Source organism: Mycobacterium shunyiense (assembly GCF_058270075.1).
In genome coordinates, this window is record NZ_JBZDPU010000014.1 from 201,780 (window position 1) to 227,182 (window position 25,403).

The following is a 25,403-nucleotide window of genomic DNA, read 5'->3' on the forward strand; positions in this document are numbered from 1 at the left end:
AGGTTAATCGCCGGACGGCGGCTCGGGCAGTGACATCCGAGCCAGCCGTCCCGGGTCGATGATCGACACGATCCCCACCAGTCGACCCCCGTCGACGACGCAGGCCATCACGCTGAGCGGACGACCGGTCGGCCCCCACGCCAGGATCCCCGGCTCGCCGTTGACCGATACGCGCCGGGCCAGGACGCGGGTGCCCTGGCCGCGCCGCACCGCGGCGACGATCGCGTCCGATCCGGTCCCGACGGTCACGCCGGTGGCCGTGTACCGCTGCCAACTGACGTCGGGATCCAGCACGCGAAGCAGGGCATCGAAGTCTCCGTCACGCGCGGCGGCCAGGAAGGCGTCGACGACCGCGCGCTGCTCCTGCTTCCGTCGGCGGCCGCCGGTGGGCGCCGGCACGTCCTGCACCTTCCGGCGCGCACGGCTGGCCAGCATCTTGACGGCGTCGCTCGACTTCTCCAGGATCTGCGCGATCTCCGCGAAGGGCACGGCGAACATGTCATGCAGGACGAACGCGAGGCGCTCGTCCGGACGCAGCGACCCCAGCACGACGAGCATCGCCAGCCCCACCGAGTCGGCGAGCACCGCGGCGTCCTCCGGGGAGTCCTCCCGGGTGTCCAAGTCCTCGGTGACGGCGAATTCGGGAATGTCGGCGGTGGGCGTCACCTCGCCGCGGCTGGTGCGCGACCGCAACATGTCGATGCAGATGCGGCCCACCACCGTTGTCAGCCAACCCGCGACGTTCTCGATCGAGGCCGCGTCCTGACGAGACAGCCGCAGCCATGCTTCCTGCACGGCGTCCTCGGCGTCTGCCCGGGAGCCCAGGACGCGCTGGGCCACCGCGAGCAGTCGGGGCCGCTGCCCTTCGAATGCCTCCGCCAAAGATGCCTCAGGCGTCATCAGTTACCTCTCCTCGCGCCGACCCGTCATAAGAGTGACGAGTCAGCAGTGCCCGACGTAACTACGAAGCCCAGACGTAACCACGAAACGGAGCGAGGAATGCACACCACCCTTTGGATCATCACCATCATCGCCGCGGCGGCCTACGCCGCAGGCGGGACCACGATGCTGCTGATGTCGCGGGAGAGGTACCGGTCGATGGGCAGCACCCAGCACTGGGTCGACGAGTTCGGTGACGGTCACCTGAAGGTGATCGGGACCATCAAGCTGGTCGGCGCGATCGGCCTGGTGCTGCCCGCGGCGTTGAACATCGCACCGGTGCTGACCCCGGTGGCCGCTTGCGGCCTGGCGCTGTTCATGGCCGGGGCAGCCACGACCAGGTTCCGTCGTAGCGAGTGGCTGTACATGGCCGGCGACATCGTCTATCTCGGCGTGTTCGCCTTCTTGGCCTGGGGCTGGTTCACCCTGCCCATCACCTGATGGTGCTCACGCCGCCGTCGACCGGGATGACCGCGCCGGTGATGTAGGCGCTGGCCCGGCTGGCCAAGAACACCGAGATGCCGGCGATGTCGTCGGGCTGTCCGATCCGGCCCAAGGGAAGGACGGCGCCTACCTCTTCCGAGCCGGCCCGCAGCATCTCCTTGGTCATCCGGGATTCGAACAGACCCGGGGCGATCGCGTTGACAAGGATCTTCGGGGCCAGTTCACCGGCGAGGTGCCGGGTCAGCATGTGCACGGCGGCCTTGCTGGCGCTGTAGGAGAAGTTGTCGCGGCCCTTGCCCGGGGCGACGATGCCGTCGATGCTGCCGGTGTTGATCACGCGGGCCGGATCATCTTCGGTGGCAGCGGCATTCAGCAACGGGGTGAGCGCGCGGGTCAGCAGGAAGACGCCTTTGACGTTGACGTCGTAGACCTTGTCGAATCCCGACTCCGGGAACTCCTCGTAGGGTGCACCCCAGGCCGCGCCCGCGTTGTTGAACAGTGCGTGGATGGCGTCCTCGCGTCCGGTGACGGCCGCGGTGAGTGCGGCGACCCCTTCGGCGGTGCCGAGATCAGCGGGCACCGCCGAGATCCGGCCGAGCGGGGACAGCGCGTCTACGGCCGCGTTGAGCTCGGCTTCCTTGCGACTTGAGATGTACACCGAAGCGCCTGCCTGCAGCAGGCCACGGGCCATCATCAGGCCGATGCCCCGGCCGCCTCCGGTGACGACGGCGACCTTGCCGTCCAGTCGGAACAGATCGGTCATGTTCTAGGCCTTTTCCTCGATCTCGACGCCCAATGGCGATTCGTTGCGGATTCCCTCGTCGCGGATCAGCCCGCGCAGCAGCGCCGTGCTGAACTCGACGGCGATCTCCTGGGCACTCCGTCGGCCGTGGGGTCGCAGCCATCGGTAGGAACCGAGCGTCATGCCGATGTAGCCCAGTGCCAACACGTGCGAGTCACAGTCGTAGAACTCGCCGCTGGCGATACCGCGGTCGATCACGTCGCGGACATGCTCGTAGACCTGGGTCTCGGCGCGCCGGATGTAGGCCACCTGCTCCTCGGTGAACCACTCCGCGATATACGGGCCCTCCTGGAAGTACACCGCTGCGCGCTCCAGGTCGTTGGCGATGCCGACCATCAGCCGCCGGGTGAAGTTGTAGATGGTCTCCCGCGCCGAGGCGGTCGGGTCATCGTGGAGCGCCTCGACGGTGAAGTCCGCAGTGCCCTTGTAGATGTCGTAGAGGATGAGGGACTTACTCGAGTAGTAGTGATAGACCGTGGCCTTGTTCAGCCCGACGGCCTCGGCGACATCGTCCATCCGGGTGCCGTGATACCCGCGAGCGGCGAACAGTTTCGCCGCAACGGTCAGCAGTTCATCGCGGCGGGATGTCCCGTTGGCAGTCGCGCCCCCGCGGCCCCGGCCGCCCTCTGCGTCGGATGACATAGCACACTCACTATCAGCATCGCCGGGACCTTGCCCGGGAAATCAATCAACTAGATGGTTGAAGAGTGTAGGCAATTTCCGTTCCCGGCCCTGTTCCGACCTCGCGTACTGCGTCTAGACTGCGGGAATGGATCCGAATCCTGACTACGACGTCAGCGACGAGAGCGACTTCTTCTTCCCGTGGCTGGCCTGGGGCTTGCGTGGCGTTTACCCGCCGCCGGCCTATCCCCCGGTGTAATCAGGGCTGTTCGTCAGTCTTCGCAATCCTTGCGCGCCGGTGGTATCGGCGCGCCTTCATGCGGTTTCCGCAGGTAGTCATCGAGCACCAGCGTTTTGCGTTGGGCTTGCTCCGATCCATCAGGAAGAGCCGACAGTCCGGGTTCGCGCACGCGCGCAGCCGCCCCGGACGCGCGGTCCGCAGCGCATCCCAGGCCAGGACCGCCCGCACGGCGCCCCGCATTTCCTCGTCGACATCCAGTTCCCAGGTCACGCCGTTCTCCGTCGCGTGCGCTCGTAGAACCGCGGCATTCAGGTACGGCGTCAGCGCATCCGGCGACTCGGTTCCGCGCACCACGTCCTGAAGCAGATTCCGCGCTACGGCCAGTTCTGCCAGTTCGGCTTCGGCCGCCTGATGCTCACGCAGCCAGACCCTCACGGCGGCATTTCTCTTCAGCACGTCGTATTGCATTCCCTCCACCACCGGCGTGGTGTTGAGGAGATCGAGCAGCAGCGACTCGTCCGTCAGGCCTACCTCCATGAGCTTCATATCTAACCCCCAAATAGCTATTGACAGGTTATGCCGTCGGGCGTTAGATGTCACTAACCACTAAAACTAGTTAAAGGAGTTAGACATGACCGTTCACCATCGCTACGCCACCGTCGACGGGCAGCGGCTGTTCTACCGCGAGGCCGGAGCACCCGACGCACCGACGATCGTGCTGCTGCACGGTTTCCCGACGAGTTCGTACATGTTCCGTGACCTGATCCCACGGTTGGCCGAGCGTTACCACGTCATCGCCCCCGACCACCTGGGCTACGGCCACTCCGATGCGCCCGCGGTCACCGACTTCGACTACACCTTCGACGCCCTGGCCGACCTCACCGACGGCCTGCTCAACCAACTCGGGGTGTCCCGCTACGCGATCTACGTCCAGGACTACGGCGCACCGATCGGCTGGCGACTGGCCCTGCGGCACCCGGAAGCCATCACCGCGATCGTCAGCCAGAACGGCAACGGCTACGACGAAGGTTTCGTCGAGAGCTTCTGGTCCGGGGTGTGGGCCTACCAGCGCGAGCAGACCCCCGAAACCGAGGCCGGGGTGCGGACCGCGTTGAGCATCGACGGCATCAAATGGCAGTACCTGACCGGGGTTTCGGACGAAAGCCTGGTCAACCCCGACACCTGGGTGCACGACGCCGCGATGGTGTCGCGGCCCGACAACGATCTGGTGCAGCTCAAGCTGTTCCGGGACTACGCCACCAACGCCCCGTTGTATCCCGCGCTGCACGAGTACCTACGCAGCAGTGAGGTTCCCGTGCTTGCCGTGTGGGGCGAGGGCGACCCGATCTTCGGGCCCGACGGGGCGCGCGCCTTCGCCAAGGACGCGGTCGACGCCGAGATCCATCTGCTCGCCGGCGGGCACTTCCTGCTGGAAACCCATGTCGACGAAGTCGCGGGCCTGATCGACGGATTCCTGCAACGCCGGGTCGCCTGATGCGGCCCGGGGTGCTGGTGTTCGACGTCAACGAGACGCTCATCGACATCGATTCCCTGCAACCGTATTTCGAGCGAATGTTCGGCGACCCTCAGGTCCTTCGCGAATGGTTCAACCAGCTGGTGATGTACTCCATGGCCATCACACTGTCCGGGCGGTACACCGATTTCTTCACGCTCGGTCAGGCTGCGCTGCGGATGACCGCCGATGTCCGCCACGTGGATCTCACCGCGGACGATCTGACCGCCCTCGCCGACGGCATGCGCGCCATGCCGGCACACACCGACGTCGCAACAGGCTTGCAGCGGCTTCTGGCAAACGGTTTTCGCCTTGTCACACTTACCAACTCACCACATCGAGACGGGCCGACGCCGCTGGAACGGGCGGGCTTGGGCAGTTACTTCGAGCACCAGTTCAGCGTCGACGAGCATCGCGCTTTCAAGCCGTCGCCGGTGCTGTACACCGGCGTCGCCGAACGTCTGGGGGTGGCGCCCTCGGACTGCATGATGGTGGCCGCCCACATGTGGGACACCCTGGGCGCCCAGGCCGCCGGATTCAGCGGAGCACTCATCACCCGTCCCGGTAACGGTGTGCTGCGAGCACCGAACGTGCCCCAACCCACCGTCGTCGCAACAGACCTCGTACAACTCAGCCACATTCTGGAGGAACAATCATGAGCACCATGCGCGCCATCGTTCTCGACGGCTTCGGCGGGCTCGACCACCTCGTCTACACCGACATCCCCAAACCCGAGCCCAAAGCCGGCGAGGTGGTCATCCAGATCAAGGCCTTCGGCATCAATCACGCCGAGATGCACATGCGCCGAGGTGAATGGGCCGAGGCCGCGGAGGTCAGCGGCATCGAATGCGTCGGCATCGTCGACTCGTGTCCCGGCGGCGAATTCCCTGTGGGCGCCAAAATTGCTGCACTCATGGGTGGACTGGGCCGCACCATCAACGGCAGCTACGCCGAGTACACCCGCGTCCGGGCCGATAACGTCGCACTGATCGACGCCGACTTGCCGTGGGACCAACTGGCAGCCCTGCCTGAGACCTATGCGACGGCGTGGACCTGCCTGTTCCGCAACATCGACCTGCAGCCCGGCCAGACCGTGGTGATCCGCGGCGCCACCTCGTCGTTCGGCCAAGCCGCGGTCAAGCTCGCGGTCAACGCGGGGGCGCGCGTCATCGCGACCACCCGCAGTCCCCAACGATTCGCACTGCTGGAAAGTCTCGGTGTTACTCGCGCCGAACAGGAGGTGCCCGATCTGAGCGCGCACATCGCCGAATCCGGCACCGTGGACGCAGTACTGGACCTGGTCGGCAACAGCACCATCCTCGACTCCCTGGACATGTTGCGCCGGGGCGGGACCGCATGCCTGGCGGGGTGGCTGGGCGGGCTCGACCCGATCCCCGATTTCAACCCGCTGTTGCAGATGGCCAGTGGCGTCAATCTGACGTTCTTCGGCAGCTTCGTGTTCGGTTCACCTGGGTTCCCGCTGTCCGACGTGCCGTTGAGCGACATCGCCCGCCAGGTCGCCGACGGCGTGCTGGACGCCGCGCCGTCGCGGGTGTTCACGTTCGATCAGATCCGCGAAGCACACGAAGTGATGGAGTCAGGTGCCGCCGGCGGGAAGATGGTGGTGGTCGTCTGACCGCGGCGTGTTGGTAGCGGCTCCGCCGAAAGTGACGCCAGGGTCGTTGACCGCGAAAGTTTACGACCATCGCGTCATTTTCGAGATGAAACGACCTATGCGGCAGCGAGTTTGACTGCCTCGCTCACGTCGGTACGCAACTTGAGGTATTCGGGTGAGCGTCGCAGTTCGTGCGCATCAACGCCGGTGCGCGGCAAGTCCACCGGCAGATCCAACGCGATCTTGCCCGGTCGACGCGTCAGCACCACGATCCGCGAACCCAGGAACGCCGCCTCATCGGCACTGTGCGTCACGAACACCGTGGTGCGGCCGGACTCGGCACTGACCTGACGGACATCCTCCTGCAAGCGCTCACGGGTCAGCGCGTCCAGGGCCGCGAACGGCTCGTCCAACAGGAACAGCGGGGTCTCGGCGGCCAGCGCTCGCGCGATCGCGACACGCTGCTGCTGACCGCCGCTGATCTCCCAGATCTTGCGCTTGGCAGTGCCTTCCAGACCTACCCGCTCCAGCAGTTCCTCGCGCCGTTCGGTCCGTCGCTCACGCGGCACGCCGGCGTACTTGAGCGCCAGATCCACGTTGCCGCCCACCGTGCGCCACGGAAACAGCCGCGGCTGCTGGAACACCACACCCGAGGTGACACCGGGCGTGGGGCGGGAGCCGGAGACCTCGACCTCCCCTTCGGAGGGGGTCTCGAAACCGGCGATCAGCCGCAGCAACGTGCTCTTGCCGCACCCAGACGCCCCGACCAGCACCAGGAACGAACCGGGATCGACATCGAGATCCACCGGTCCGAGCGCGGTCACCTCGTCCGAGCCGCGCCTGTACCGATGGGCGACGTTCTTGATCTTCAGGCCGCCCGATGCGTCACTGCTTGAGGACATCCGGCAAGCCTTTCGTGTAGATGGCGTCCTTGAAGACCTGCAGCGAAGCGGCCTCGGGGATCTGCTTCTGATCGGCCAGGAACTGCGATGCGCTCTGCAGGTTGGCGGCGATGTTGCCCGGTGCGCCATCGGTACCCAGCCACTCGGGAGATGCCACCTCGGCCGGCGTCAGGTAGACGCCCTGCTTGAGCTGTCCGGCAACATCTTCGGGGCTCAGACCGACCTCGGCGGCGATCGCCTTGGCCGCAGCCTGCGGATCGTCCTTGATGACGTTCAGCGCGCGGGCCTGCTGCCGACGCCAGATGTCGACCACCTCAGGGTGGGCGGTGGAGAACTCGTCGGACACGGCGGCAAGGTCCAGCGTCGGCTTGCCGTCCTTGGCCAGCTGCCGGCTGGTGATCAGATCCTTGCCGGTCTTGCGCAGCTGGTCCAGTGTGGGCAGCCAGCTGTACGCCGCGGCGATGTCGCCCCGGTCCCAGGCCGCCAGGATGGCCTGCGGCTGCAGGTCGATCAGCTGGACATCGTTGGGCGACAAGCCGTTCTGCGCCAGCGCTGCCAGCAGGCTGTAGTGCGCGGTGGACGCGAACGGCGTGGCGACACGCTTGCCCCGCAGGTCGGCGATCGAGTTGACGCCGGCGCCGTCACGAGCCACCAGCGCCTCGTTGTCGCCGGCGACGTCGAGCACGAACGCCACCTTGTACGGAATGTTCAGCGGCGCCGACAAACCGCGGGCGACCGGGCTCGAGCCCAGGGCACCGAAGTCCAGTTCCTTGGCGATGAATGCGGTGTTCACGTCGGCCCCGGAGTCGAACTTCGTCCACTTGATGTTGTAGTCGGGCAGGGCCTCTTCGAGCCACTTGTTGTTCTTGACGATCAGATCGCCGCTCGGAAAGGACTGGTATCCAACACGAATGGTGGGTTTGTCGGACTTCTCCCCGGAGTGGTCCACCGCGCAACCGGCCAGGGCCACCGTCGCGGCAGCCAGCACTGTGAGCAGCTTCGTCAATCTCATATCTTCCCTCTCCATGGAACGGCCCGTCGTTCGACAGCCCGCAGACCTCCGTCGATCACCAAGCCCGAGATCCCGATGGCGAAGATCCCGACCAGTACGACCGGTGTGTTGTTGTAATTGCTTGCGTCCTTGACCAATCCACCGATGCCGGGGATGCCGTTGAACAGTTCGGCGGCCACCACCGACGAGTACGCCATCCCCACGGCCAACCGGATCCCGGTGAAGGTCTCCGGCAGCGCCGAGGGCACCACGACGTCGCGGATGACCTGTGCCCGGGTGGCGCCCAACGCCCGCGCAGCTTCCTGCAGACCGACGGGGGCAGCGACCACGGCGGCCGTGGTGGCCACGGCGGCCGGCGGTAGTGCGGCCAGAGCGAGAAGCGTGATCTTGGGCGCCTCGTCGATCCCGAGCCAGATCACCAGCAGGAAGAAGTACGCCAACGGCGGCAGCGCCCGCAGGAAGGTCAGCCACGGTTCGAGCACGCTGCGCAGCCATCCGACCGAACCCATCAGCAGGCCCAGGAGAACGCCGGCCACCACGCCGATCACCACGCCGGCCAGTACCCGGCGCAGCGTCATGTACAGGTGCTCGTAGAGCAGGTACCCCGCATAGCCGCGTGCGCCGTCATGAGTGGTCGAGACGTCGACGAAGGCCCGCCAGACCGCCGACGGGTAAGGCACGAACGTCTGGTTCCAGATGCCTGCCCAGGCCACCACCTGCCACACCACGAAGAACAGGACCACCGACAGCAGTGGCAGCGCGGACGTGGTCAGCAGGGTGCGCCATCGGTTTGACGGCCTGACCGCGCGCGGTGGACCGGCTTCGGCCTCGGGGGGAACGATGTCGACGAACACAGACACTGTGGACAGCTTTCTGTTGCTGAAGGTAGTGGGGTGGCGATGGGCTTCAGCGACGACAGCAACCGGGCAGTGATCCGTTCACCTGGGTATTGGTACCGGCGAGCACCGGTGCGGTGAAGGTCTGAAATCGGGCTGAGTTTATTCACGCCGGTTGACATCACCCACGATTAGTGAGTACGTTCATTAATGAGCGCACTCATTAGCGAGGTGATGATGACCGGCCGACGGACGCGCAACATGCAGGACAAGCAGCAGCGGATCTTCGCTGCCGCACGTTCACTGTTCGAGGCGCACGGATTCGAGCCCGTCACGGTGGCCCAGATCGCCGAGGGCGCCGACGTCGCGGCAGGCACCCTGTTCCGCTACGCGTCGTCGAAAGCCGAGCTGCTGCTGATGGTCTACAACGACCAGTTCCGGCAGGCCATCGAGACCGGCATGCGCAACGCGGCCGACATCGACGATCCGAGCGCTGCCGTGTTCGCGATGGTGGCACCCGTGATCACCGAGGCCGCACGGCAACCCGGAAATGCAACGGCCTACCAGCGCGAACTGCTGTTCGGCTCCCCCACCGAGCGTTTCCGTGCCGAGGGCCTCGACCACGTCATGCGGCTCGAGGATGCGATCGCCGCGCGCCTGATGCGCTGTCACCCGGCCGATCCGGCCACCGACAACGAGTTGCGGGCCGACGCCGACCGCGCCGCCAGAAGCGTCTTCGCTGCACTGCATCTCCTGGTGGTCCAACCGTCGACCGGCGTGAAGTGGGGTGCTGACGGCGCCCACGAACTGCTCCAGCAGATCAACCAGATCGTGTTGGGGTTCCTGACAACCAAAACACCACGAGAAGGAGAGGCTTCATGACGAACTCCATCAAGAAGGTGACCGTGCTCGGGACCGGAGTGCTCGGTTCCCAGATCGCGTTCCAATCCGCGTTCAAAGGCTTCACCGTCACGGCCTACGACATCGACGACAAGGTCCTCGAAGCGGCCAAGGACCGGTTCGCGAAGCTGGCCGAAACCTACGCCAACGAGGTACCCGACGCGCGTGACGGCAAGGCCCAGGAAGCGTTGGGCCGGCTCACGCTGACCTCCGATCTGAAGGACGCGGTGGCCGACGCCGATCTGGTCATCGAGGCGATCCCGGAGATCCTCGATCTGAAGCGGGACACCTACCAGAAGCTCGGGGAACTCGCCCCGGCCAAGACCATTTTCGTCACCAACTCCTCCACGCTGCTGCCCAGCGATCTCAAGGACTCCACCGGCCGCCCCGACAAGTTTCTGGCCCTGCACTTCGCAAATCGCGTGTGGCAGTTCAACACCGCCGAGATCATGGGGACCACCGACACCGACCCGGCGGTATTCGCCGCAGTGGTCGACTTCGCCAAGGCCATCGGGATGGTGCCCATCGAACTGCACAAGGAGAAGGCCGGCTACGTCCTCAACTCACTTCTGGTGCCGTTCCTCAATGCGGCTGCCGAGCTCGCGGCCGGCGGCTACGCCGACCCCAGCGCCGTGGACGACACCTGGCGGATCGCCACCGGCGCACCCGTCGGACCGTTCCAGATCTACGACATCATCGGCCTCACAACGCCGTACAACATCATGGCCAACGGAGACGCCGAAGCTCAGAAGCTCGCCGCGTGGCTCAAAGAGAACTACATCGACAAAGGCAAGTTGGGCCTGGCCACCGGCGAGGGCTTCTACAAGTACAGCTGAGGAGCGGCTCCGGTCAGGATGCCGAACGCGGCAGCGCCCGGATGGCGTACCGGGCGCTGAGCAGGACCAGCGTCGTGGTGACCACGAACAACGGCCAGCCCATTGCCAGCCGCGCCACTGCCAGCAGTCCGTCCTGCCCCGTGTCGTAGAGGTAGTTCTGCACCAGGAATCGCGACCAGGACACTGTCGCCAGGATTGCGGTGACGATGTTGAAGACCAGCCGCACCCCGGGGACCCTGCGCCAGCTGCTGTCGCGACCGGTGGCCCAGGCCCAGATCACCCCGACGAGGGGACGCCTGACCAGGATCGAGCCGGTCATCACGATGGCCGATGCCAACGACATCCAGATACCCGGGAGGTAGAAGTCCTTGGCCTGGCCGGTTACCAGGGCCAGCAGCCCGCAGGCCGCCACCCCGACGAATCCCCACAGTGCGGGCCTGATCGATTCGCGCCGCATCAACTGCCAACCGAATACGAGGGCCGCCGTCACCAGCGCGGAGATGATCGCAGGCACCCGTCCCGACAGCGCCGAGACCGTCGCGTACACGGTCACCGGGAGCGCCGAGTAGACCATGCCGCTGACACCGCCGACGCGCGCCATCAGTCCGTCGAGTGGGGAATCCGTCATGGGGGTGTGGGCCTCGCGTTCAAGATCGGGCAGGTCCACATCGAGAGTACCGAGCTCAGCAGACCAGACTGGCCGGCTCGGTGCGCCTGGACCCCAGCAGGGCGGGCAGCTTCACATATCCGTGCAGATTGACCAGACCCCGCGGGCGCGGGGCCTCGGTCAGGCGCAGGTCCGGATAGGCCTCGAACAGTGCGCGCAGCGCGGTCGACCCCTCGATGCGGGCCAGGGCCGCCCCAAGGCAGGCGTGGATACCCGAAGCGAATGCCAGATGCTCGCGGGCGTTGGAGCGGGTCACGTCAAAACGCTCCGGTTCGGCGAACACCCGCGGATCGCGATTGGCGCCGCCGAGCAGCACCGCGACCATGTCCCCGGCACGAACGCGTCGACCCTCGATCTCCACGTCGCACTGTGCGGTGCGCGCGGTCATCTGCACCGGGCTCTCGATACGCAGGATCTCTTCCACCGCAGCCGGCCACAGGTCCGGATTGTCGAGCAGCAGGGCGAGCTGATCGGGGTGCTGCTGCAACAGCACGATCCCGTTGCCGATGAGGTTGACCGTGGTTTCGAAGCCCGCGCCGATGAGAAGTGCTGCGTTGGCCGCGAGTTCGTGGTCTGTCAGCGTGTGGTCGGCGGCCATCTTGGTGAACGGGTTGTCCTCGGCGGCGCCGGCACGGACCTTGTCGAAGTGCTCGGCGAGGAATGCGCCGAGACCGCGCATGCCGTCGATACCCCTACGGTAGGTCCGCCACGGGATCCCGACGTCGAGCAGCGGCGCCCCATCGTGACCCCACTCGAGCAGTTGCGCGCGGGATTCGCCGGACAGCCCGAGGATCTCGGCGATCATGGCAACCGGGAGGACGGCGGCGAAGTCCGCGATCAGATCGAGACGGGGCGTACCCGCCAGCCGGTCGATGAGTTCGGCAGTCACGTGCGCCACCCTGGCGTCGAGCTTGTCGATCGCGCGCGGAGTGAAACTCTGCGCGACCAGCTGCCGGTACTGCGTGTGCGCGGGCGGGTCGACGATGACCATCGCGGGCGGCTCGACCGGATTCGCCACCTTGGGATCGGTCCGGTCCAGCAGCTGCTGAACCGGTTTCGGCATCCCCATCCCGGTGGGTGCGGTAACGCCGAACCTCTTGTCCCGCAGCACCTCCCGGGAGACCCCGTGGTCGGCGGTGACCCAGACGAACGGGGTCTTCACCAACGGACCACGTCGGCGGATCTGTTCCATCAACGGATAGGGGTCGATGCCCTTGCCGTGGCTGGAGATCAGCGCGCCCATCGGATTGCCCGCCCGCCCTTGCACCGACATGAACGCCTTCGGCACTGCGTGCAGTGCGAACCATCTCGTCCACAGCTTGATGTCCATAACGCGCCCCTCGCTCGGCCGGAACCCTAGAATGAGACTTGCGAGACATTTAGACGCTCATCGTCTCACCCGTCTCGATGGCTAGGCTACGACGATCGATCGACGCGGGCAAGGAGTAGTTCGGTGACATCAACTCGAACAGCGGACTTCGTGCGGCGACTCGCCGAACCGGATCCCGCGGTCCTGGCCCGCGTACGAGACCCCGACGAAATCACCGGGCGCATCTTGAGCGCGACACTGGAACAGGCCGAGTTGGTCGGCATTCGGCGCACCACCATGGAAGATGTCGCGCGTCGCAGCGGGGTCGGGCGGGCGACGCTCTACCGCCGCTTCCCCACCAAGGACGTGCTGATCGACGCGGTGGTGCTGTCCGAGGCACGGCGCTACCTCGACGGCAGTGCACAGGCTCGTGCCCACGCGGACACTCTCGAAGACCGCATGGTCTACGAAACCGTCTTCACGGTGACCTTCCTACGGGACCACGCCCTGCTCAAAAAGCTGCTCCGGACCGAACCCGAGACGATCCTGCCCAGTCTCACCATCGACGCCGGAGCCATCATCGATTTCGCGACGGATTACTCGGCTGCGCAGCTACGCACCGATGTGTACGGGACCAGCGAAACCACCCCGGAGCAGGAACGTCACATCCGCACCGTGGCCGAGCTGCACACCCGACTCACGTTGTCGTTCATCGTCACCCCGCACACCAGCATCAAACTGACCAGCCTGGACGACACCCGCGAGTACGTGCGCAGGTACCTACTTCCGATGGTGGCCATCGGAACCGACTGACCGACCAACCGACTGGGGCGAATGACCGCTACAACGATCCCGCGGTGCTTGACTGGTTCATCGTGAGACAGGTGCAGGGACGGGTGTGGCGGTCCGGACAGTCGGTGGACGCCTTCAAGTTCACGGATATCTCGGACTGTCTGGCCGACGAGGACACGCTCGTCTGGGCTGACATCTACGACCCCGATCACGAGGCACTCCGTGAACTGGCCACCGAGCTCGGGCTCAACATGTGGGCGGTCGAGGATGCCGTCGCGCCCAAGGAACGCACGAAAACCTCTGTGTACCAAACACATACGTTCTTCACGGTGTACGCCGTCGACACCCGGGAGCCGGAGCCGGACACGACACCCGACACATCGCTGTTGATCAAACATCGCATCTCGGCATTCGTCCTGCCCCGAGGTCTGATCACCGTGCGTCTGCCCAGCTTCAACGGTGAGTCCACCGAGTTCGACATCAGCGAGGTGTCGCGGCGCTTCGACGACCTCGGTGGACAGCGGTACGGCGTCGGGTCACTGGTCCATGCGCTGCTCGACGTCGTCGTCGACGGACACTTCGAGGCCGTCGAAGCGCTCGACGATGCCATCGAAGGGCTCGAGGACGAGTTGTTCGCCGACGGCGGTCCACGACGCGGCCTCCAGCGACGCACGTTCCAGCTGCGCAAGGACCTGGTCGACCTGCGCCGGGTGGTGCTGCCCATGCGTGAGGTGGTCAGCACCATCCAGCACCGGCGGTTGGACTCGTCAACAGAACCCGCGCTCGATCCGCTTTATGCCGACCTCTACGACCACGTGCTGCGGGCCTCGGAATGGACCGAATCGCTACGCGACATGGTCACCACGGTGTTCGAGACCAACCTGTCCCTGCAGGACGCGCGGCTCAACACCGTGATGAAGAAACTCAGCGGCTGGGCTGCCATCATCGCGGTGCCGACGGCCATCACGGGCTTCTACGGCCAGAACGTCCTGTATCCCGGGATCAACACCGCCGTGGGGTTCGTCGCCAGCTCCATTTTGATTGTTGTGCTGGTCATCCTGTTGTATGTGATGTTCAAACGTCGTGACTGGCTGTAGCCGCACCAGGGCCAGCAGTCACATCCCCCAAAAGGGGCATGCGCGTTATCTGAACACAAGTGCGACACTCTTCCAGGCTGAACGAAGAGGCCTGGACACATAGAACGGAGCGGATTCGATGCTCATCGGGATCCCGCGCGAGTCCCTACCTGGGGAAACGCGCGTCGCCGCCACCCCGCAGACAGTCGGGCAGATCATCAAGCTCGGCTATGCCGTAGTCGTAGAAACCGGCGCCGGTGCTGCCTCGAGCTTCTCCGACGCCGCCTATGTAGACGCCGGTGCCGAGATCGGTGACGCGTGGGACGCCGACGTCGTGCTGAAGGTCAACGCACCTGATGATGCCGAGATCGGCAAGCTGCGCGACGGAGCGACTCTGGTGAGCTTGATCTCACCCGGGCTCAAGCCCGAGCTGGTCGAGAAGCTGTCCACCCGACCGATCACCGTGCTGGCCATGGACGCGGTGCCGCGCATCTCGCGCGCCCAGTCGCTGGACGTGCTGTCCTCGATGGCCAACATCGCCGGTTACCGCGCCGTGGTCGAGGCCGCCCACGCATTCGGCCGATTCTTCACCGGTCAGGTCACCGCCGCGGGCAAGGTCCCGCCGGCCAAGGTCCTCGTGGTGGGTGCCGGCGTGGCCGGCCTCGCTGCCATCGGCGCTGCCGGCAGCCTCGGCGCGATCGTGCGAGCCACCGACCCGCGTCCCGAGGTCGCCGATCAGGTCGCCTCCCTCGGTGGTGAGTACCTCTCTGTGGCCAACGAGGCCGCCGAGGTCTCGGCCACCGGTTACGCCAAGGAGATGGACGACGACTACAAGGCCCGCGAAGCGGCCCTGTACGCCGAGCAGTGCAAGGACGTCGACATCATCGTCACGACCGCACTGATCCCCGGTAAGCCCGCGCCGCGCATCATCACCGCCGAGATGGTGGCCTCGATGAAGGCCGGCAGCGTGATCGTCGACATGGCCGCGGCCAACGGCGGCAACGTCGAGGGCACGGTCAAGGACCAGGCGATCGTCACCGACAACGGCGTGACCATCATCGGCTACACCGACCTGGCCGGCCGCCTGCCCGCCCAGGCCTCCCAGCTGTACGGCACCAACCTGGTGAACCTGCTCAAGCTGCTGACCCCGGAGAAGGACGGCAAGGTCGTCCTCGACTGGGACGACGTGGTGCAGCGCTCGATGACCGTGGTGCGCGACGGCGAGACCACCTGGCCCCCGCCACCGGTGCAGGTCTCCGCCGCTCCGGCCGCCCAGCAGGCTGCAGCGGCCCCGGTGGTCAAGGAAGAGAAGCAGCCGATGTCGACCGGGCGCCGACTGGGCGTCACGTTCGGCGCCGCGGCCGCGATCTTCGCCCTGATCGCGATGTCCCCGGCCGCGCTGCAGGTCCACCTGACGGTGTTCGCGCTGGCGATCGTGATCGGCTACTACGTGATCGGCAATGTGCACCACGCGCTGCACACCCCGCTGATGTCGGTGACCAACGCGATCTCGGGAATCATCGTGGTGGGTGCCCTGCTGCAGATCGGCCACGGCGATATCGCCATCACCGCCCTTGCCTTCGTGGCCATCCTGCTGGCCAGTATCAACGTCTTCGGCGGCTTCGCGGTGACGCGTCGCATGCTCGCGATGTTCTCCCGCAGCTGACGGACCTACCCACAGAGACTTTGGAACGGATTCCATGTTCACCCTAGAAAACGTTGCCTCGGCCGCCTACGTCGTCGCGGCCCTGCTGTTCATCCTTGCGCTGGCCGGCCTCTCCAAGCACGAGACGTCAAGGGCCGGAAACACCTTCGGCATGACCGGCATGGCCATCGCCCTGATCGCGACCATCGCGCTGGCCTTCGACCGCAAGATCGAGCCGCTGGGCCTGGCCCTGCTGGTCGTCGCCATGATCGTCGGCGCCGCGATCGGCCTGTGGCGCGCCAAGGTCGTCGAGATGACGGGCATGCCCGAGCTGATCGCGCTGCTGCACAGCTTCGTCGGTCTGGCCGCCGTGCTGGTCGGCTGGAACGGCTACCTGCACGTCGAGAACAGCCTCGGCGGCGACGAAGCGGTGAAGCTCGTCGGCGAGAAGATGCTCGGCATCCACTCGGCCGAGGTGTTCATCGGCGTCTTCATCGGTGCGGTCACCTTCACCGGTTCGATCGTGGCCAACCTCAAGCTGTCGGCCCGGATGAAGTCCGCGCCGCTGATGCTGCCTGGCAAGAACTTCCTCAATGTCGGTGCGCTGGTGGTTTTCGGTGCGCTGACCGTCTGGTTCGTGATCGAGCCGCACCTGTGGCTGCTCATCGTCGTCACCGTGCTCGCGCTGCTGCTCGGTTGGCACCTGGTCGCCTCGATCGGTGGCGGCGACATGCCCGTCGTGGTGTCGATGCTCAACAGCTATTCGGGCTGGGCCGCAGCGGCATCCGGCTTCCTGCTGGGCAACGACCTGCTGATCATCACCGGCGCCCTCGTCGGCTCCTCCGGTGCCTACCTGTCCTACATCATGTGCAAGGCCATGAACCGGTCGTTCATCTCGGTGATCGCCGGCGGGTTCGGCATCGAAGCCGGGCCGGCCGAGGACAAGGACTATGGCGAGCACCGCGAGATCAACGCCGAGGGCGCGGCCGAACTTCTCGCTCACGCCGACTCGGTGATCATCACCCCCGGTTACGGCATGGCCGTGGCACAGGCCCAGTACGGCGTGGCCGACCTGACGCGCAAGCTGCGTGAGCGCGGCGTCAATGTCCGCTTCGGAATCCACCCCGTCGCGGGCCGTCTGCCCGGCCACATGAACGTGCTGCTGGCCGAGGCCAAGGTGCCCTACGACATCGTGCTCGAGATGGACGAGATCAACGACGATTTCGACGGCACCTCCGTCGTGCTCGTGATCGGTGCCAACGACACCGTCAACCCGGCCGCGTCCGAGGACCCGGGCAGTCCGATCGCCGGCATGCCGGTGCTCACGGTGTGGAATGCCGACAACGTCATCGTGTTCAAGCGCTCCATGGCCTCGGGCTACGCCGGCGTGCAGAACCCGCTGTTCTTCCGCGAGAACACCCAGATGCTGTTCGGCGACGCCCGCGACCGCGTCAACGACATCCTGGCAGCACTGCCGGCCGAGGCGCGGGTGTAATTCCCTCAGCTAGTGCGAAAGCCCCTTATTTCCCCGGAAATAAGGGGCTTTCGCGTTTCTTCACTGGAAGGTGCCCATGAAAATCGTTGTACCGGAATGGATGCGGCCGATGTACGACGCGCACCACTTTTCGCCGGCGGTGATCGACGGCGATCACCTGCGCTGCTCGGGGATGATCGGGATGCGCCCCGACATGTCCGTTCCGGAGGATCCACGGGCCCAGTTCATCCAGGCCTTCTCGAACCTGCAGGGACTGTTGGCGGAGGCCGGACTGACCTTCGCCGATGTCGTCGACATCACCAGCTACCACGTCGGCCTGCAGCAACACGTGCAGACTTTCGGTGAGGTGAAGGACGAGTTCGTGGCCGCACCGTACCCGGCCTGGACGGCTGTGGGCGTCACCGAGTTGGCGATCCCAGGTGCGCTGGTCGAGGTCCAGATCGTCGCGCGGATGCGCTGACCCGGCCGCGCCCGGGGACCCCGACATATGTCCGGTTCACGACACTGTGACGAACGTGCAGGAAATCCATGCCATTTGGCGAATTTTCGCCGAAAGCCTGCACGTTCGTCACAGCGCTCGCCGACACAACTACATATTCGCCCTGTCCTCGTCGATCCTGTCCTGATCGTTGACACTCTTTACGTCACCGTCGAGGTCAGAGGTGATGTGGCCGGTCATCGTTCGCTGGAGCTTGTTGATGGTGGCGTCCGCCTTGAGGTATCCGGTGTGTTCGCCTGTCACCGTGATGTCGGCGAGGTAGCGGATGGATGACTGACTGGCGGTGGTGTCGGTCGACTCGGTGCCGTTGAGGATCATTCCCTGCTCGTTGACGTAATCGGTGTAGGTGACGGTGCGGACGATGTGGCCGGTCGTCGGATCGGTGGACTCGCTGACCACCGCGGTACCACCGCCGGCCCCGGCATAGGTGCCGGTGGGAGGCAGCGGGGCCGCGCTGGGAACGTAGGTCTTGAGTTCGGGGGCCCACGTCGGGTCCGGCGTCGTCCGGTCGCCGGCCACCGGGCCGACGCTGGTCGTGTAATTCAGATTGGCGATCACCAGTCGGGATTCGCCGGTGGGGCTGGCCTCCCAGAACGTGACTGCATCGCCGGTGTTGTTCCAGCTCGCCATGCTGCGGGCGGTGTATCCGTCGCCGTCGACGAACAGCGGGATTCCGTTCTCGCCCTCAAGGTCATCCTCGACGGCCAGTGCCCACTCCTGGTTCGAGATGTTCGTTCCATCCCCGGTACCTCGGTAAGCCTCGTACACCGCGCCCTGGATGTCTGCCGGCAGGAACGCCGGCCGCACGATCCGCGACATCGGTGTCAGCGCGTCGTACCCACGGGTGCTTCCGACCGCGATCCACTGTTCATTGGGCGAGAGGTCGATGTCCTCGTCGTAGTCGAGGTTGCCGGTCAGGCGGGTCACTTCGCCCGTCTCGAGGTCGACGACGATGTCGTCGACGTTCCCGGCCTCATACCGCCCACCGAGGATGATCACCCCTTTGCCGTCGGGGGTCCACTGCTTGCCCTCGCCGACCGGGTAAACCACACGGGCGTCGGCGATCTCGTAGCCGGCGTCGGTACGCTCCAGCCTGCCGACGATCGGCACGGCGGTGATAAGACCTTGCGGGGTCATCTGGATCTGGCTGAACAGCACGTGTGTCCCGTCGGGCGAGATCCGCATCTCGCGCTGCGGATCGAGGACGCGCGCCCCCGCCGGGGGTGTGATGACCGGAACGAGCTGCTTGCCGTCGGCCGTCTCCTCGTAGACCACATAGGAGTTCGGACTTGTCGTGACCTGGATCATCAGTCGCCCCGAACCATCTTGGAAGGGAACAACCCTACCGAGGCCGCCGGTGACCTCAGTCGACACACCACAGGTGATGCACTCGACTTCGTTGCCGTCGACGCTGATCCGGTAGATCTCCTGGCGGCCCCCTTCGGCCGGTGTGGCCCCGAAGTAGATGGACTGGCCGTCTTCCGAAAACCGCGGGGTGTTCGGGTTCTTGATGCCGTCAGGCAGGTTCAGGATCACCCGCTCGACGGTGGGGTTGAGCACCGTGACGTCGATGTCGTTCTGAGCGGTGCGTGGTTTGAACAGCGCCAACAGGTTGACCTTGTTCCCGTCAGTGACCGACACGGTGAACGAATCCATCTGCGCCGCATCGTAATCAATATCGTCCGGGGTGTAGGTGAATTCCCCGGTCTCCTGGTCGATCGTCACCGTGCCGTATTTCGGCTGCTCGGTCACCGTGTAGGTCAACTCGTCACCTTCGGCGTCGGTCACACCGATATTGCCGGTGACGGTCTGACCGGTCTGCACTGTGGTGGTCGGGCTGCTGACCACCGGCGCCTGGTTGAACAGATTGCGCCGAACCCACCCCAACACCGCCCACGCCATCGGGGTGAAGGGCTCAGGTGAATCCGGAGACGGTGCCAGGAACGGGTTGAGCAGATTCGCCACAATCCCGTTGAGCACCCCCGCCGGATCGGTAGGGGTGGCCACCTTACCCCTCGGCGCCACCGCAGCCGTGGCAATCTGCACATTCGCCGCACTCGACACTGCCGGCGTCCTGGCCTCGCGCGCAGTAGCCGCCGGCATCGGCGCGTCGAGCTTCTGGCTCAGCTGCTCCGAAAGCTTCTCGCTGATCGACCCCGTTACCTGCTCGACCCGCTCAGTCACCTCCTTGGCTTTCGCCAGCGACCGCTCGAGGGTGGCGCTGAGCTTGACCGGCCCGAGCGGAGCCGCGGTCTTCGAATCGGCGTCCGCCACAGCATCCGCGGCCCGAGGCGACGTGACGTCGGGCAGCGAGACTTCCGGCAACGAGACTTCCGGCAGCGAGAGCGACGGCAGCGACAACTCCGGCTTCTCCGTGCCGTCGTTGCGGGTCAGCACGCTCTCGCGCACCCTGTCCGGTATCGACGACAACGCCTGCAGGTGCGCATCGATCGCTCCGGCGAGTCCCTCCGGCCGACCCGGCTCCTTCTGTGCCCCACCGCTACTGCTGATCGTCACCCCGGGTGCCAACTCCTTGGTCGATGACGTCTCGCCGACGACCTTCGGCTTGGTGGTCTTCTTGGCCCAACTCTTACGGGGACCGTTCGACGATCTGCCCTTGCCCGGTGAGCTCTCGCCCGACGCACCGGCAGATGACGGCCCCGTCGAGGTCTCACCAGCCGCCGAGCTCGCGGAGGTCGACGTCGACGAATCCGAGGAGGAGGTGCCGGTCGAGTCGGCCGCGGCGACGCCGTATCCGGAGGCGACGGCCGCGACCAACCAACCAGTCACCACGATGCCGCTGTAGGCACCGATACGCCCGGTGGCCTGAAGTGTCCGGCGAGATGGAGGGGCAGTGAATTGCGGATTGAAGAGCGGATTGACAACAGTCATGGCGTGACTCCAGTTGCCCTGTGGGCAGGTTTAATTGGGTTGACGAATTTAATCACAGCACTTTTCTTGACGATCGGAAGCCGATTGACAGAATTGGCCAGATGTCAGAATGTACGACGGAGCTGAGCTTGAATCCTTTGCACGCCAACCACTCCGGCGTGTCCACTTGAGTGAACTGGCCGGAGTGGTCGAGGCGAAGGGGTAGTACGGACCGTCGACGCCTACACGTTCTGCTGCGCTTCGTTGATCGCGTTCTGGTCCAAGATGCTCTGCACGTCGCCGTCGACATCGGAGGTGATGTACCCGCTGTATGTCTGCCGGTTGGTGATGGTGGCATCGCCCTTGAGGTAGCCGGTGTGCGTCCCGGTCACGCTGACGTCGGCGGTGTAGTGGATGTACAACTGGTTGGCCGTGGAGTCGGTGGCCTCGGTGCCGTTGAGGATCATCCCGTCCTCGTTGACATAGTTGGTGTAGGTGACAGTGCGGATCGTGTGCCCCGGATTCGTCGGGTCCGCGGCCTCGCTGACCACCGCGGTGCCCCCACCCGCGCCGGCATAGGTACCGGTCGGCGGAAGTTCCGGCGCGCTGGGAACGTAGGTGCTCAGTTTGGGCAGCGTCGACGACAATTCCGGAGTCTGGTTATCGCCTTGGAGGGGGCCCACACTCGTCGTGTATTTCAGGTTGGCAATGACCAACCGGGTGTCCGTTGGGTCTTCGTTGCTCTGTTCCCAGAACGCAACTGCCGTTCCGTCGTTGTTCCAACCGGGCATGCTTTGACCGGCGTACCCGTCACCTTCGACGATCAGCGGGAGACCGTTCTCCCTCTCAAGCTCGTCTCCGACTGCGATCACCCAGGCCTGATTGGAGACATTCACCGGAGACGCATAGGCGTTGTAGACCGGTCCGACGATGTAGGCGGGCAGGAATGCCGGCCGTGCGATCCGCGACATCGGGGTGAGGGCGTTCAACCCCCGCGTGCTTCCGGTGACGATCCACTGTTCGTTGGGCGATTCGAAGACGTTCTCCTCGTAGTCGAGACCAGCTGTCTCACGGGTGATGTTCCCGGTGGCGAGATCGACCTTGATGGCGTCGACATTGCCTGCGTCGTACTGTCCGCCCATGATGATCACGCTCTTGCCGTCGGGCGTCCAAGACTTACCCTCGCCATAGGGAGCAACCACACGTGCGTCGTCGATCACGTACCCGTTGTCCGTGCGGACCAGCTTGCCAACGACTGGAACGATTGCCACGTAACCGTTGGTGCCCAATTCAAGTCGGCTGAACAACACGTGGGTCCCGTCGGGCGAGATCTTCATTTCGCGTTGCCGGTCAACGACATATGTCGGACTGTCCGGCGTAGTGAGGGGAACCAGTTCCCTTCCGTTCACACCGTCTTCCAGAACCGCATAGGTGTACGAACCTGTGCTGGACGTAACCCGGATCAGCACCCGGCCCGATCCGTCTTCGAATGGAAGCGGTTTCTGCAGATCGTCGGTAACGCTCGTCGTGACACCACAAGTCAAGCATCGAAGGTCGGTGCCATCGATGTTCATCTGGTACACCTCGTCGCGACCGCCGGCTACGGATGTGGCCCCGAAGTAGATCGATTTGCCGTCCGCGGAGAACCTCGGCCGGTTCGGGTTGGTGATGTCGTCGGGAAGATCCAGGATCACCCGCTCTATAGCCGGGCTGAGCACCGTGACATCGACGTCTTTCTGAGCAGTGCGGGGTTTGAACAGAGCCAACAGGTTGATCTTGTCGCCGTCGGTGACCGACACGGTGAACGTATCTGCCTGCGCCGCCTCGTAATTGATGTCATCCGGAGTGTAGGTGAATTCACCGGTCTCCTGATCGATGGTCACCGTGCCGTGCTGCGGCTGTTGGGTCACGGTGTAGGTCAACGCGTCACCCTCGGCATCGGTCACCCCGATATTGCCGGTCACCGTCTGACCCGCCTGCACCGTCGTCGTCGGATTACTCACCACCGGCGCCTGATTGAACAGATTGCGCCGAACCCACCCCAACACCGCCCACGCCATCGGCGTAAACGGCTCCGGAGAATCCGGCGACGGCGCCAGGAACGGATTCAACAGATTCGTGACAATCCCGTTGAGCACCCCCGCCGCATCCTCGACAGGGTTGGCCACCGGATTCTTCGGAGCCACCACCGCAGCCGTCGCGACCTGAACATCACTCGCTGTCGACACCGCAAGCGCCTTGGCCTCATACACCGTAGAAGCCGGCTTCGGCTCGGCGAGCTTGTCGGCGATCTCCTCCGACACCTTCTCGGAGATCACACCGGTCACTCGCTCCACTCGGTCAAGCGACTGCTTCACCCTGTCACCGAGTTTCACCTGACTCGGTGACGCCAAGGGCTGCGCGGTATCCGAGACGTGTGACATCTCCACGTCTGTTGCCGGTCGTTCCGGCGCGTTCTTGATCCCCGGCAGATCCAAGACGGTCGATCGGACCTTGTCGGCTATCGACGACACCACCTCCAGCGGCTGGTCAACAGTCGTGGCGGGCACCGATGGCACGGGTCCCGACGCAGGAACTGCCATGCCGGAACTGGCCGATTCCTCCTGAGCCCCAATGCTGGTCACTGCCTCGTCTGCGGTGTCGCGTGCCCCTCCACTGCTGCTCACCGTCACTCCGGGCGCCAGTTCCTTGGTCGTGGCCGTCTTGCCCGGCCTCTTCGACCCGCCGGCTTTCTGCCTCCAATCCTTGCCAAGACCGAGTGACGGCGGCCCACTCTTTCTCGGCTTGGAAGCGACGCCCTTCGCGGACCCGGACTCAGGCTTGGCCGCCGTTGCCCCGCGGGACGAGTCACCAGAGGACGCCGACGTCGAGGAATCCGATGCCGAACCGGTCGTGTCGGCCGCGGCGACGCCATAGCCGCTGGCTACCGCGGCGACCAGCCATCCCGCCACCACGACACCGCTGTACGCGCCGATCCTCGCGGTAGTTTGAGTTGTTCTCCGAGACGCGGCCGACCGGGCCGACGTGCTCGACGAAGACGAGGCGAACAGGGGGTTGATGAGGGGATTACTAGCGGTCATGGCCTGGCTCCGATGCCCTAGGTACCTATTTAATTTCTGTGACGAACTTAATAGCAGCCGCCTTACGACGCCGTCAAGGAGGTTCCGCTGAAGCGGTCAGAATCAGCGCGCCGGGAAAAGCAGGTGTTGCACCTGCTGCACCGCCAGCGCGTCGTCCACCTGTTGCGGACCGAGGGTCCGCTCGCTCGAGCCGATCTGGCTGATCGCCTCGGGCTGAGCCGTCCCTCCATCACCACCCTCGTCGGTGAGCTGATCGAGGACGGCACCCTGGTCGAACTGGATTCCCGCGTCGAGGGTCCGGGTTACCGCGGCCGGCCTCGCAAACTTCTCGGCTGCAATCCGCACGCACGTCGGGTCCTCGGAATCTGGATAGACGAACGTCGCGCACGTATCGCCGTCGCCGACGCAACGGGCAACATCACCCACGAAGATGAGACACCCACGGCAGGCAGAGCGGCCGCGTCGGTGATCCGCTCGATCATCCGGATCGCCAAACAGCTGATCGAGGACCCCGCGGTGGAATCCGTCGCCGCCGCGGGCATCTGCATACCCGGATTCATCGACAGCACAACCGGATTCGTCGTGGAATCCAAGTCGCTCGGGTGGTCCGAGGTAGAGCTGGGCCAACCGATCTCGCACGCCCTCGGAGTACCGACCGCCGTTTTGGATTCGACCCAGGCCATGACGCTTGCCGAAACGATTGCCGGCGAAGCCCGAGAGGTGCGCTCCGCGCTACTCCTCGATTGCGGAGGCCACGTGAACGTCGGGCTGATCATCGGCGGACGGCCGTATTCCGGCGCCACCGGCGTCGCCGGAGCTGTCGGGCACATGCCGATCGCGGGGAGCAACGCGCAATGCCTTTGCGGCAGAACCGGTTGCGTAAACGCCGAAATGTCACTGCACGCCATGCAACCCGTCGCCCCGCACACCGAAGGTGTGCCCCTGAAGGACATCGACCTCGACGCAGTGGCGCAGGAAACGAGCCGGAACCCGGCCGCCCAGAAGATCATCCGCGATGTGATCGACCGGATCGCGCACACCGCGATCCTCATGGAAGCACTCATTGACCCGGAGATCCTGATCCTGTCCGGGCTCATCACCGAGTTCGAGGAACTCATCGTCGCCCTCGAAGCGCGTATCGACGAGATCAGACCACCCGAGAGGCGTGGCCGCACCGCCACCGTGCGCTCGCAGATCGGCCGCGACTACCGGGTGGCCGTCATCGTGGCCCTGCAGCAACTCGATCCCGACATCGCCGGACTGCTGCAAACCCCCAGCCCGTGACCTGCCGCCCGGAAAACTAGGATG

General features: G+C 65.2%; 24 protein-coding genes. 13 read left to right on the forward strand and 11 right to left on the reverse strand.

All coding sequences use genetic code 11. The features are described 5' to 3' along the window. Positions 1-3: 3 nt before the first annotated feature. Positions 4-900, reverse strand: a complete 897-nt coding sequence (locus AC4ELH_RS11985) for a sigma-70 family RNA polymerase sigma factor (protein WP_064878528.1) — start codon at positions 898-900, stop codon at positions 4-6. A gap of 99 nt (positions 901-999) precedes the next feature. Between AC4ELH_RS11985 and AC4ELH_RS11990 the strand changes: the two genes are divergently transcribed. Beyond that, positions 1,000-1,380, forward strand: coding sequence for a DoxX family protein (locus tag AC4ELH_RS11990; RefSeq protein WP_448444270.1), 381 nt, complete (start codon positions 1,000-1,002; stop codon positions 1,378-1,380). Here AC4ELH_RS11990 and AC4ELH_RS11995 read toward each other — a convergent pair. Together AC4ELH_RS11995 and AC4ELH_RS12000 are read right to left on the reverse strand one after the other, a co-directional pair. Next, positions 1,373-2,146, reverse strand: a complete 774-nt coding sequence (locus tag AC4ELH_RS11995; RefSeq protein WP_064878532.1) for an SDR family oxidoreductase — start codon at positions 2,144-2,146, stop codon at positions 1,373-1,375. The two genes, AC4ELH_RS11990 and AC4ELH_RS11995, sit on opposite strands and share 8 nt — an antisense overlap. Before the next feature lie 3 nt (positions 2,147-2,149). After that, entirely contained in the window at positions 2,150-2,827 is a 678-nt protein-coding gene (locus AC4ELH_RS12000; RefSeq protein ID WP_064878534.1) for a TetR/AcrR family transcriptional regulator, read from the reverse strand. A 127-nt stretch (positions 2,828-2,954) separates the two neighbouring features. Between AC4ELH_RS12000 and AC4ELH_RS12005 the strand changes: the two genes are divergently transcribed. Next, the gene (locus AC4ELH_RS12005; protein WP_088305440.1) at positions 2,955-3,065 is read left to right on the forward strand and encodes a hypothetical protein; all 111 of its coding nucleotides are present in this window, start codon (positions 2,955-2,957) and stop codon (positions 3,063-3,065) included. On the opposite strand, the gene AC4ELH_RS12010 is transcribed toward AC4ELH_RS12005, so the two are convergent. Continuing rightward, positions 3,066-3,593: a CGNR zinc finger domain-containing protein gene (locus AC4ELH_RS12010; protein WP_463806981.1), complete on the reverse strand. Its 528-nt coding sequence runs from the start codon at positions 3,591-3,593 to the stop codon at positions 3,066-3,068. A gap of 85 nt (positions 3,594-3,678) precedes the next feature. On the opposite strand from AC4ELH_RS12010, the gene AC4ELH_RS12015 reads away from it, so the two are divergent. Genes AC4ELH_RS12015 through AC4ELH_RS12025 form a run of 3 tightly spaced genes read left to right on the forward strand, consistent with a single transcriptional unit; the run spans position 3,679 to position 6,196 of the window. Beyond that, positions 3,679-4,542: an alpha/beta fold hydrolase gene (locus tag AC4ELH_RS12015; RefSeq protein ID WP_448444275.1), complete on the forward strand. Its 864-nt coding sequence runs from the start codon at positions 3,679-3,681 to the stop codon at positions 4,540-4,542. Further along, positions 4,542-5,219 (forward strand): haloacid dehalogenase type II, encoded by a 678-nt coding sequence (locus AC4ELH_RS12020; RefSeq protein ID WP_498884594.1) that lies wholly within the window; start codon positions 4,542-4,544, stop codon positions 5,217-5,219. The genes AC4ELH_RS12015 and AC4ELH_RS12020 overlap by 1 nt, the downstream gene beginning before the upstream one ends. Beyond that, the gene (locus AC4ELH_RS12025; RefSeq protein ID WP_463791596.1) at positions 5,216-6,196 is read left to right on the forward strand and encodes a zinc-binding alcohol dehydrogenase family protein; all 981 of its coding nucleotides are present in this window, start codon (positions 5,216-5,218) and stop codon (positions 6,194-6,196) included. Before AC4ELH_RS12020 ends, AC4ELH_RS12025 begins: the two co-directional genes overlap by 4 nt. Positions 6,197-6,291: 95 nt before the next feature. On the opposite strand, the gene AC4ELH_RS12030 is transcribed toward AC4ELH_RS12025, so the two are convergent. Genes AC4ELH_RS12030 through AC4ELH_RS12040 form a run of 3 tightly spaced genes read right to left on the reverse strand, consistent with a single transcriptional unit; the run spans position 6,292 to position 8,949 of the window. Next, positions 6,292-7,077, reverse strand: coding sequence for an ABC transporter ATP-binding protein (locus tag AC4ELH_RS12030; protein WP_498884596.1), 786 nt, complete (start codon positions 7,075-7,077; stop codon positions 6,292-6,294). Next, on the reverse strand, positions 7,061-8,089 hold the full coding sequence (locus tag AC4ELH_RS12035) for a taurine ABC transporter substrate-binding protein (RefSeq protein ID WP_064878546.1): 1,029 nt from the start codon (positions 8,087-8,089) through the stop codon (positions 7,061-7,063). Before AC4ELH_RS12035 ends, AC4ELH_RS12030 begins: the two co-directional genes overlap by 17 nt. Next, entirely contained in the window at positions 8,086-8,949 is an 864-nt protein-coding gene (locus AC4ELH_RS12040; protein WP_448444285.1) for an ABC transporter permease, read from the reverse strand. The genes AC4ELH_RS12035 and AC4ELH_RS12040 overlap by 4 nt, the downstream gene beginning before the upstream one ends. A gap of 186 nt (positions 8,950-9,135) precedes the next feature. Here AC4ELH_RS12040 and AC4ELH_RS12045 point away from each other — a divergent pair, with 186 nt between their 5' ends. Then, positions 9,136-9,807, forward strand: a complete 672-nt coding sequence (locus AC4ELH_RS12045) for a TetR/AcrR family transcriptional regulator (protein WP_498884599.1) — start codon at positions 9,136-9,138, stop codon at positions 9,805-9,807. After that, the gene (locus AC4ELH_RS12050) at positions 9,804-10,661 is read left to right on the forward strand and encodes a 3-hydroxyacyl-CoA dehydrogenase (RefSeq protein ID WP_498884601.1); all 858 of its coding nucleotides are present in this window, start codon (positions 9,804-9,806) and stop codon (positions 10,659-10,661) included. The genes AC4ELH_RS12045 and AC4ELH_RS12050 overlap by 4 nt, the downstream gene beginning before the upstream one ends. 13 nt (positions 10,662-10,674) lie before the next feature. Here the strand turns inward: AC4ELH_RS12050 and AC4ELH_RS12055 are convergent, their stop codons facing one another. Then, entirely contained in the window at positions 10,675-11,289 is a 615-nt protein-coding gene (locus AC4ELH_RS12055; RefSeq protein WP_064878552.1) for a DUF3159 domain-containing protein, read from the reverse strand. Between the two features lie 55 nt (positions 11,290-11,344). After that, a complete protein-coding gene (locus tag AC4ELH_RS12060; RefSeq protein ID WP_448444293.1) occupies positions 11,345-12,658 on the reverse strand; it encodes a cytochrome P450 in 1,314 nt (437 codons plus the stop codon). Between the two features lie 123 nt (positions 12,659-12,781). Between AC4ELH_RS12060 and AC4ELH_RS12065 the strand changes: the two genes are divergently transcribed. From AC4ELH_RS12065 to AC4ELH_RS12085, 5 genes are all read left to right on the forward strand, one after another. Then, a complete protein-coding gene (locus AC4ELH_RS12065) occupies positions 12,782-13,450 on the forward strand; it encodes a TetR/AcrR family transcriptional regulator (protein WP_064878556.1) in 669 nt (222 codons plus the stop codon). A gap of 62 nt (positions 13,451-13,512) precedes the next feature. Next, a complete protein-coding gene (locus AC4ELH_RS12070) occupies positions 13,513-14,526 on the forward strand; it encodes a magnesium transporter CorA family protein (RefSeq protein ID WP_064878658.1) in 1,014 nt (337 codons plus the stop codon). A gap of 118 nt (positions 14,527-14,644) precedes the next feature. Continuing rightward, positions 14,645-16,171, forward strand: a complete 1,527-nt coding sequence (locus AC4ELH_RS12075) for a Re/Si-specific NAD(P)(+) transhydrogenase subunit alpha (protein ID WP_064878558.1) — start codon at positions 14,645-14,647, stop codon at positions 16,169-16,171. A 34-nt stretch (positions 16,172-16,205) separates the two neighbouring features. Further along, the gene (gene pntB, locus AC4ELH_RS12080) at positions 16,206-17,645 is read left to right on the forward strand and encodes a Re/Si-specific NAD(P)(+) transhydrogenase subunit beta (RefSeq protein ID WP_448444296.1); all 1,440 of its coding nucleotides are present in this window, start codon (positions 16,206-16,208) and stop codon (positions 17,643-17,645) included. Positions 17,646-17,721: 76 nt separating this feature from the next. Then, positions 17,722-18,105: a RidA family protein gene (locus AC4ELH_RS12085; protein ID WP_064878563.1), complete on the forward strand. Its 384-nt coding sequence runs from the start codon at positions 17,722-17,724 to the stop codon at positions 18,103-18,105. Positions 18,106-18,234: 129 nt separating this feature from the next. Here AC4ELH_RS12085 and AC4ELH_RS12090 read toward each other — a convergent pair whose 3' ends face one another. After that, positions 18,235-21,036 (reverse strand): cadherin-like domain-containing protein, encoded by a 2,802-nt coding sequence (locus AC4ELH_RS12090; protein WP_498884607.1) that lies wholly within the window; start codon positions 21,034-21,036, stop codon positions 18,235-18,237. Positions 21,037-21,257: 221 nt separating this feature from the next. Then, positions 21,258-23,966 (reverse strand): cadherin-like domain-containing protein, encoded by a 2,709-nt coding sequence (locus tag AC4ELH_RS12095; RefSeq protein WP_498884609.1) that lies wholly within the window; start codon positions 23,964-23,966, stop codon positions 21,258-21,260. Positions 23,967-24,218: 252 nt separating this feature from the next. Here AC4ELH_RS12095 and AC4ELH_RS12100 point away from each other — a divergent pair, with 252 nt between their 5' ends. Next, on the forward strand, positions 24,219-25,379 hold the full coding sequence (locus AC4ELH_RS12100; RefSeq protein WP_448444302.1) for an ROK family protein: 1,161 nt from the start codon (positions 24,219-24,221) through the stop codon (positions 25,377-25,379). Positions 25,380-25,403 lie beyond the last annotated feature (24 nt).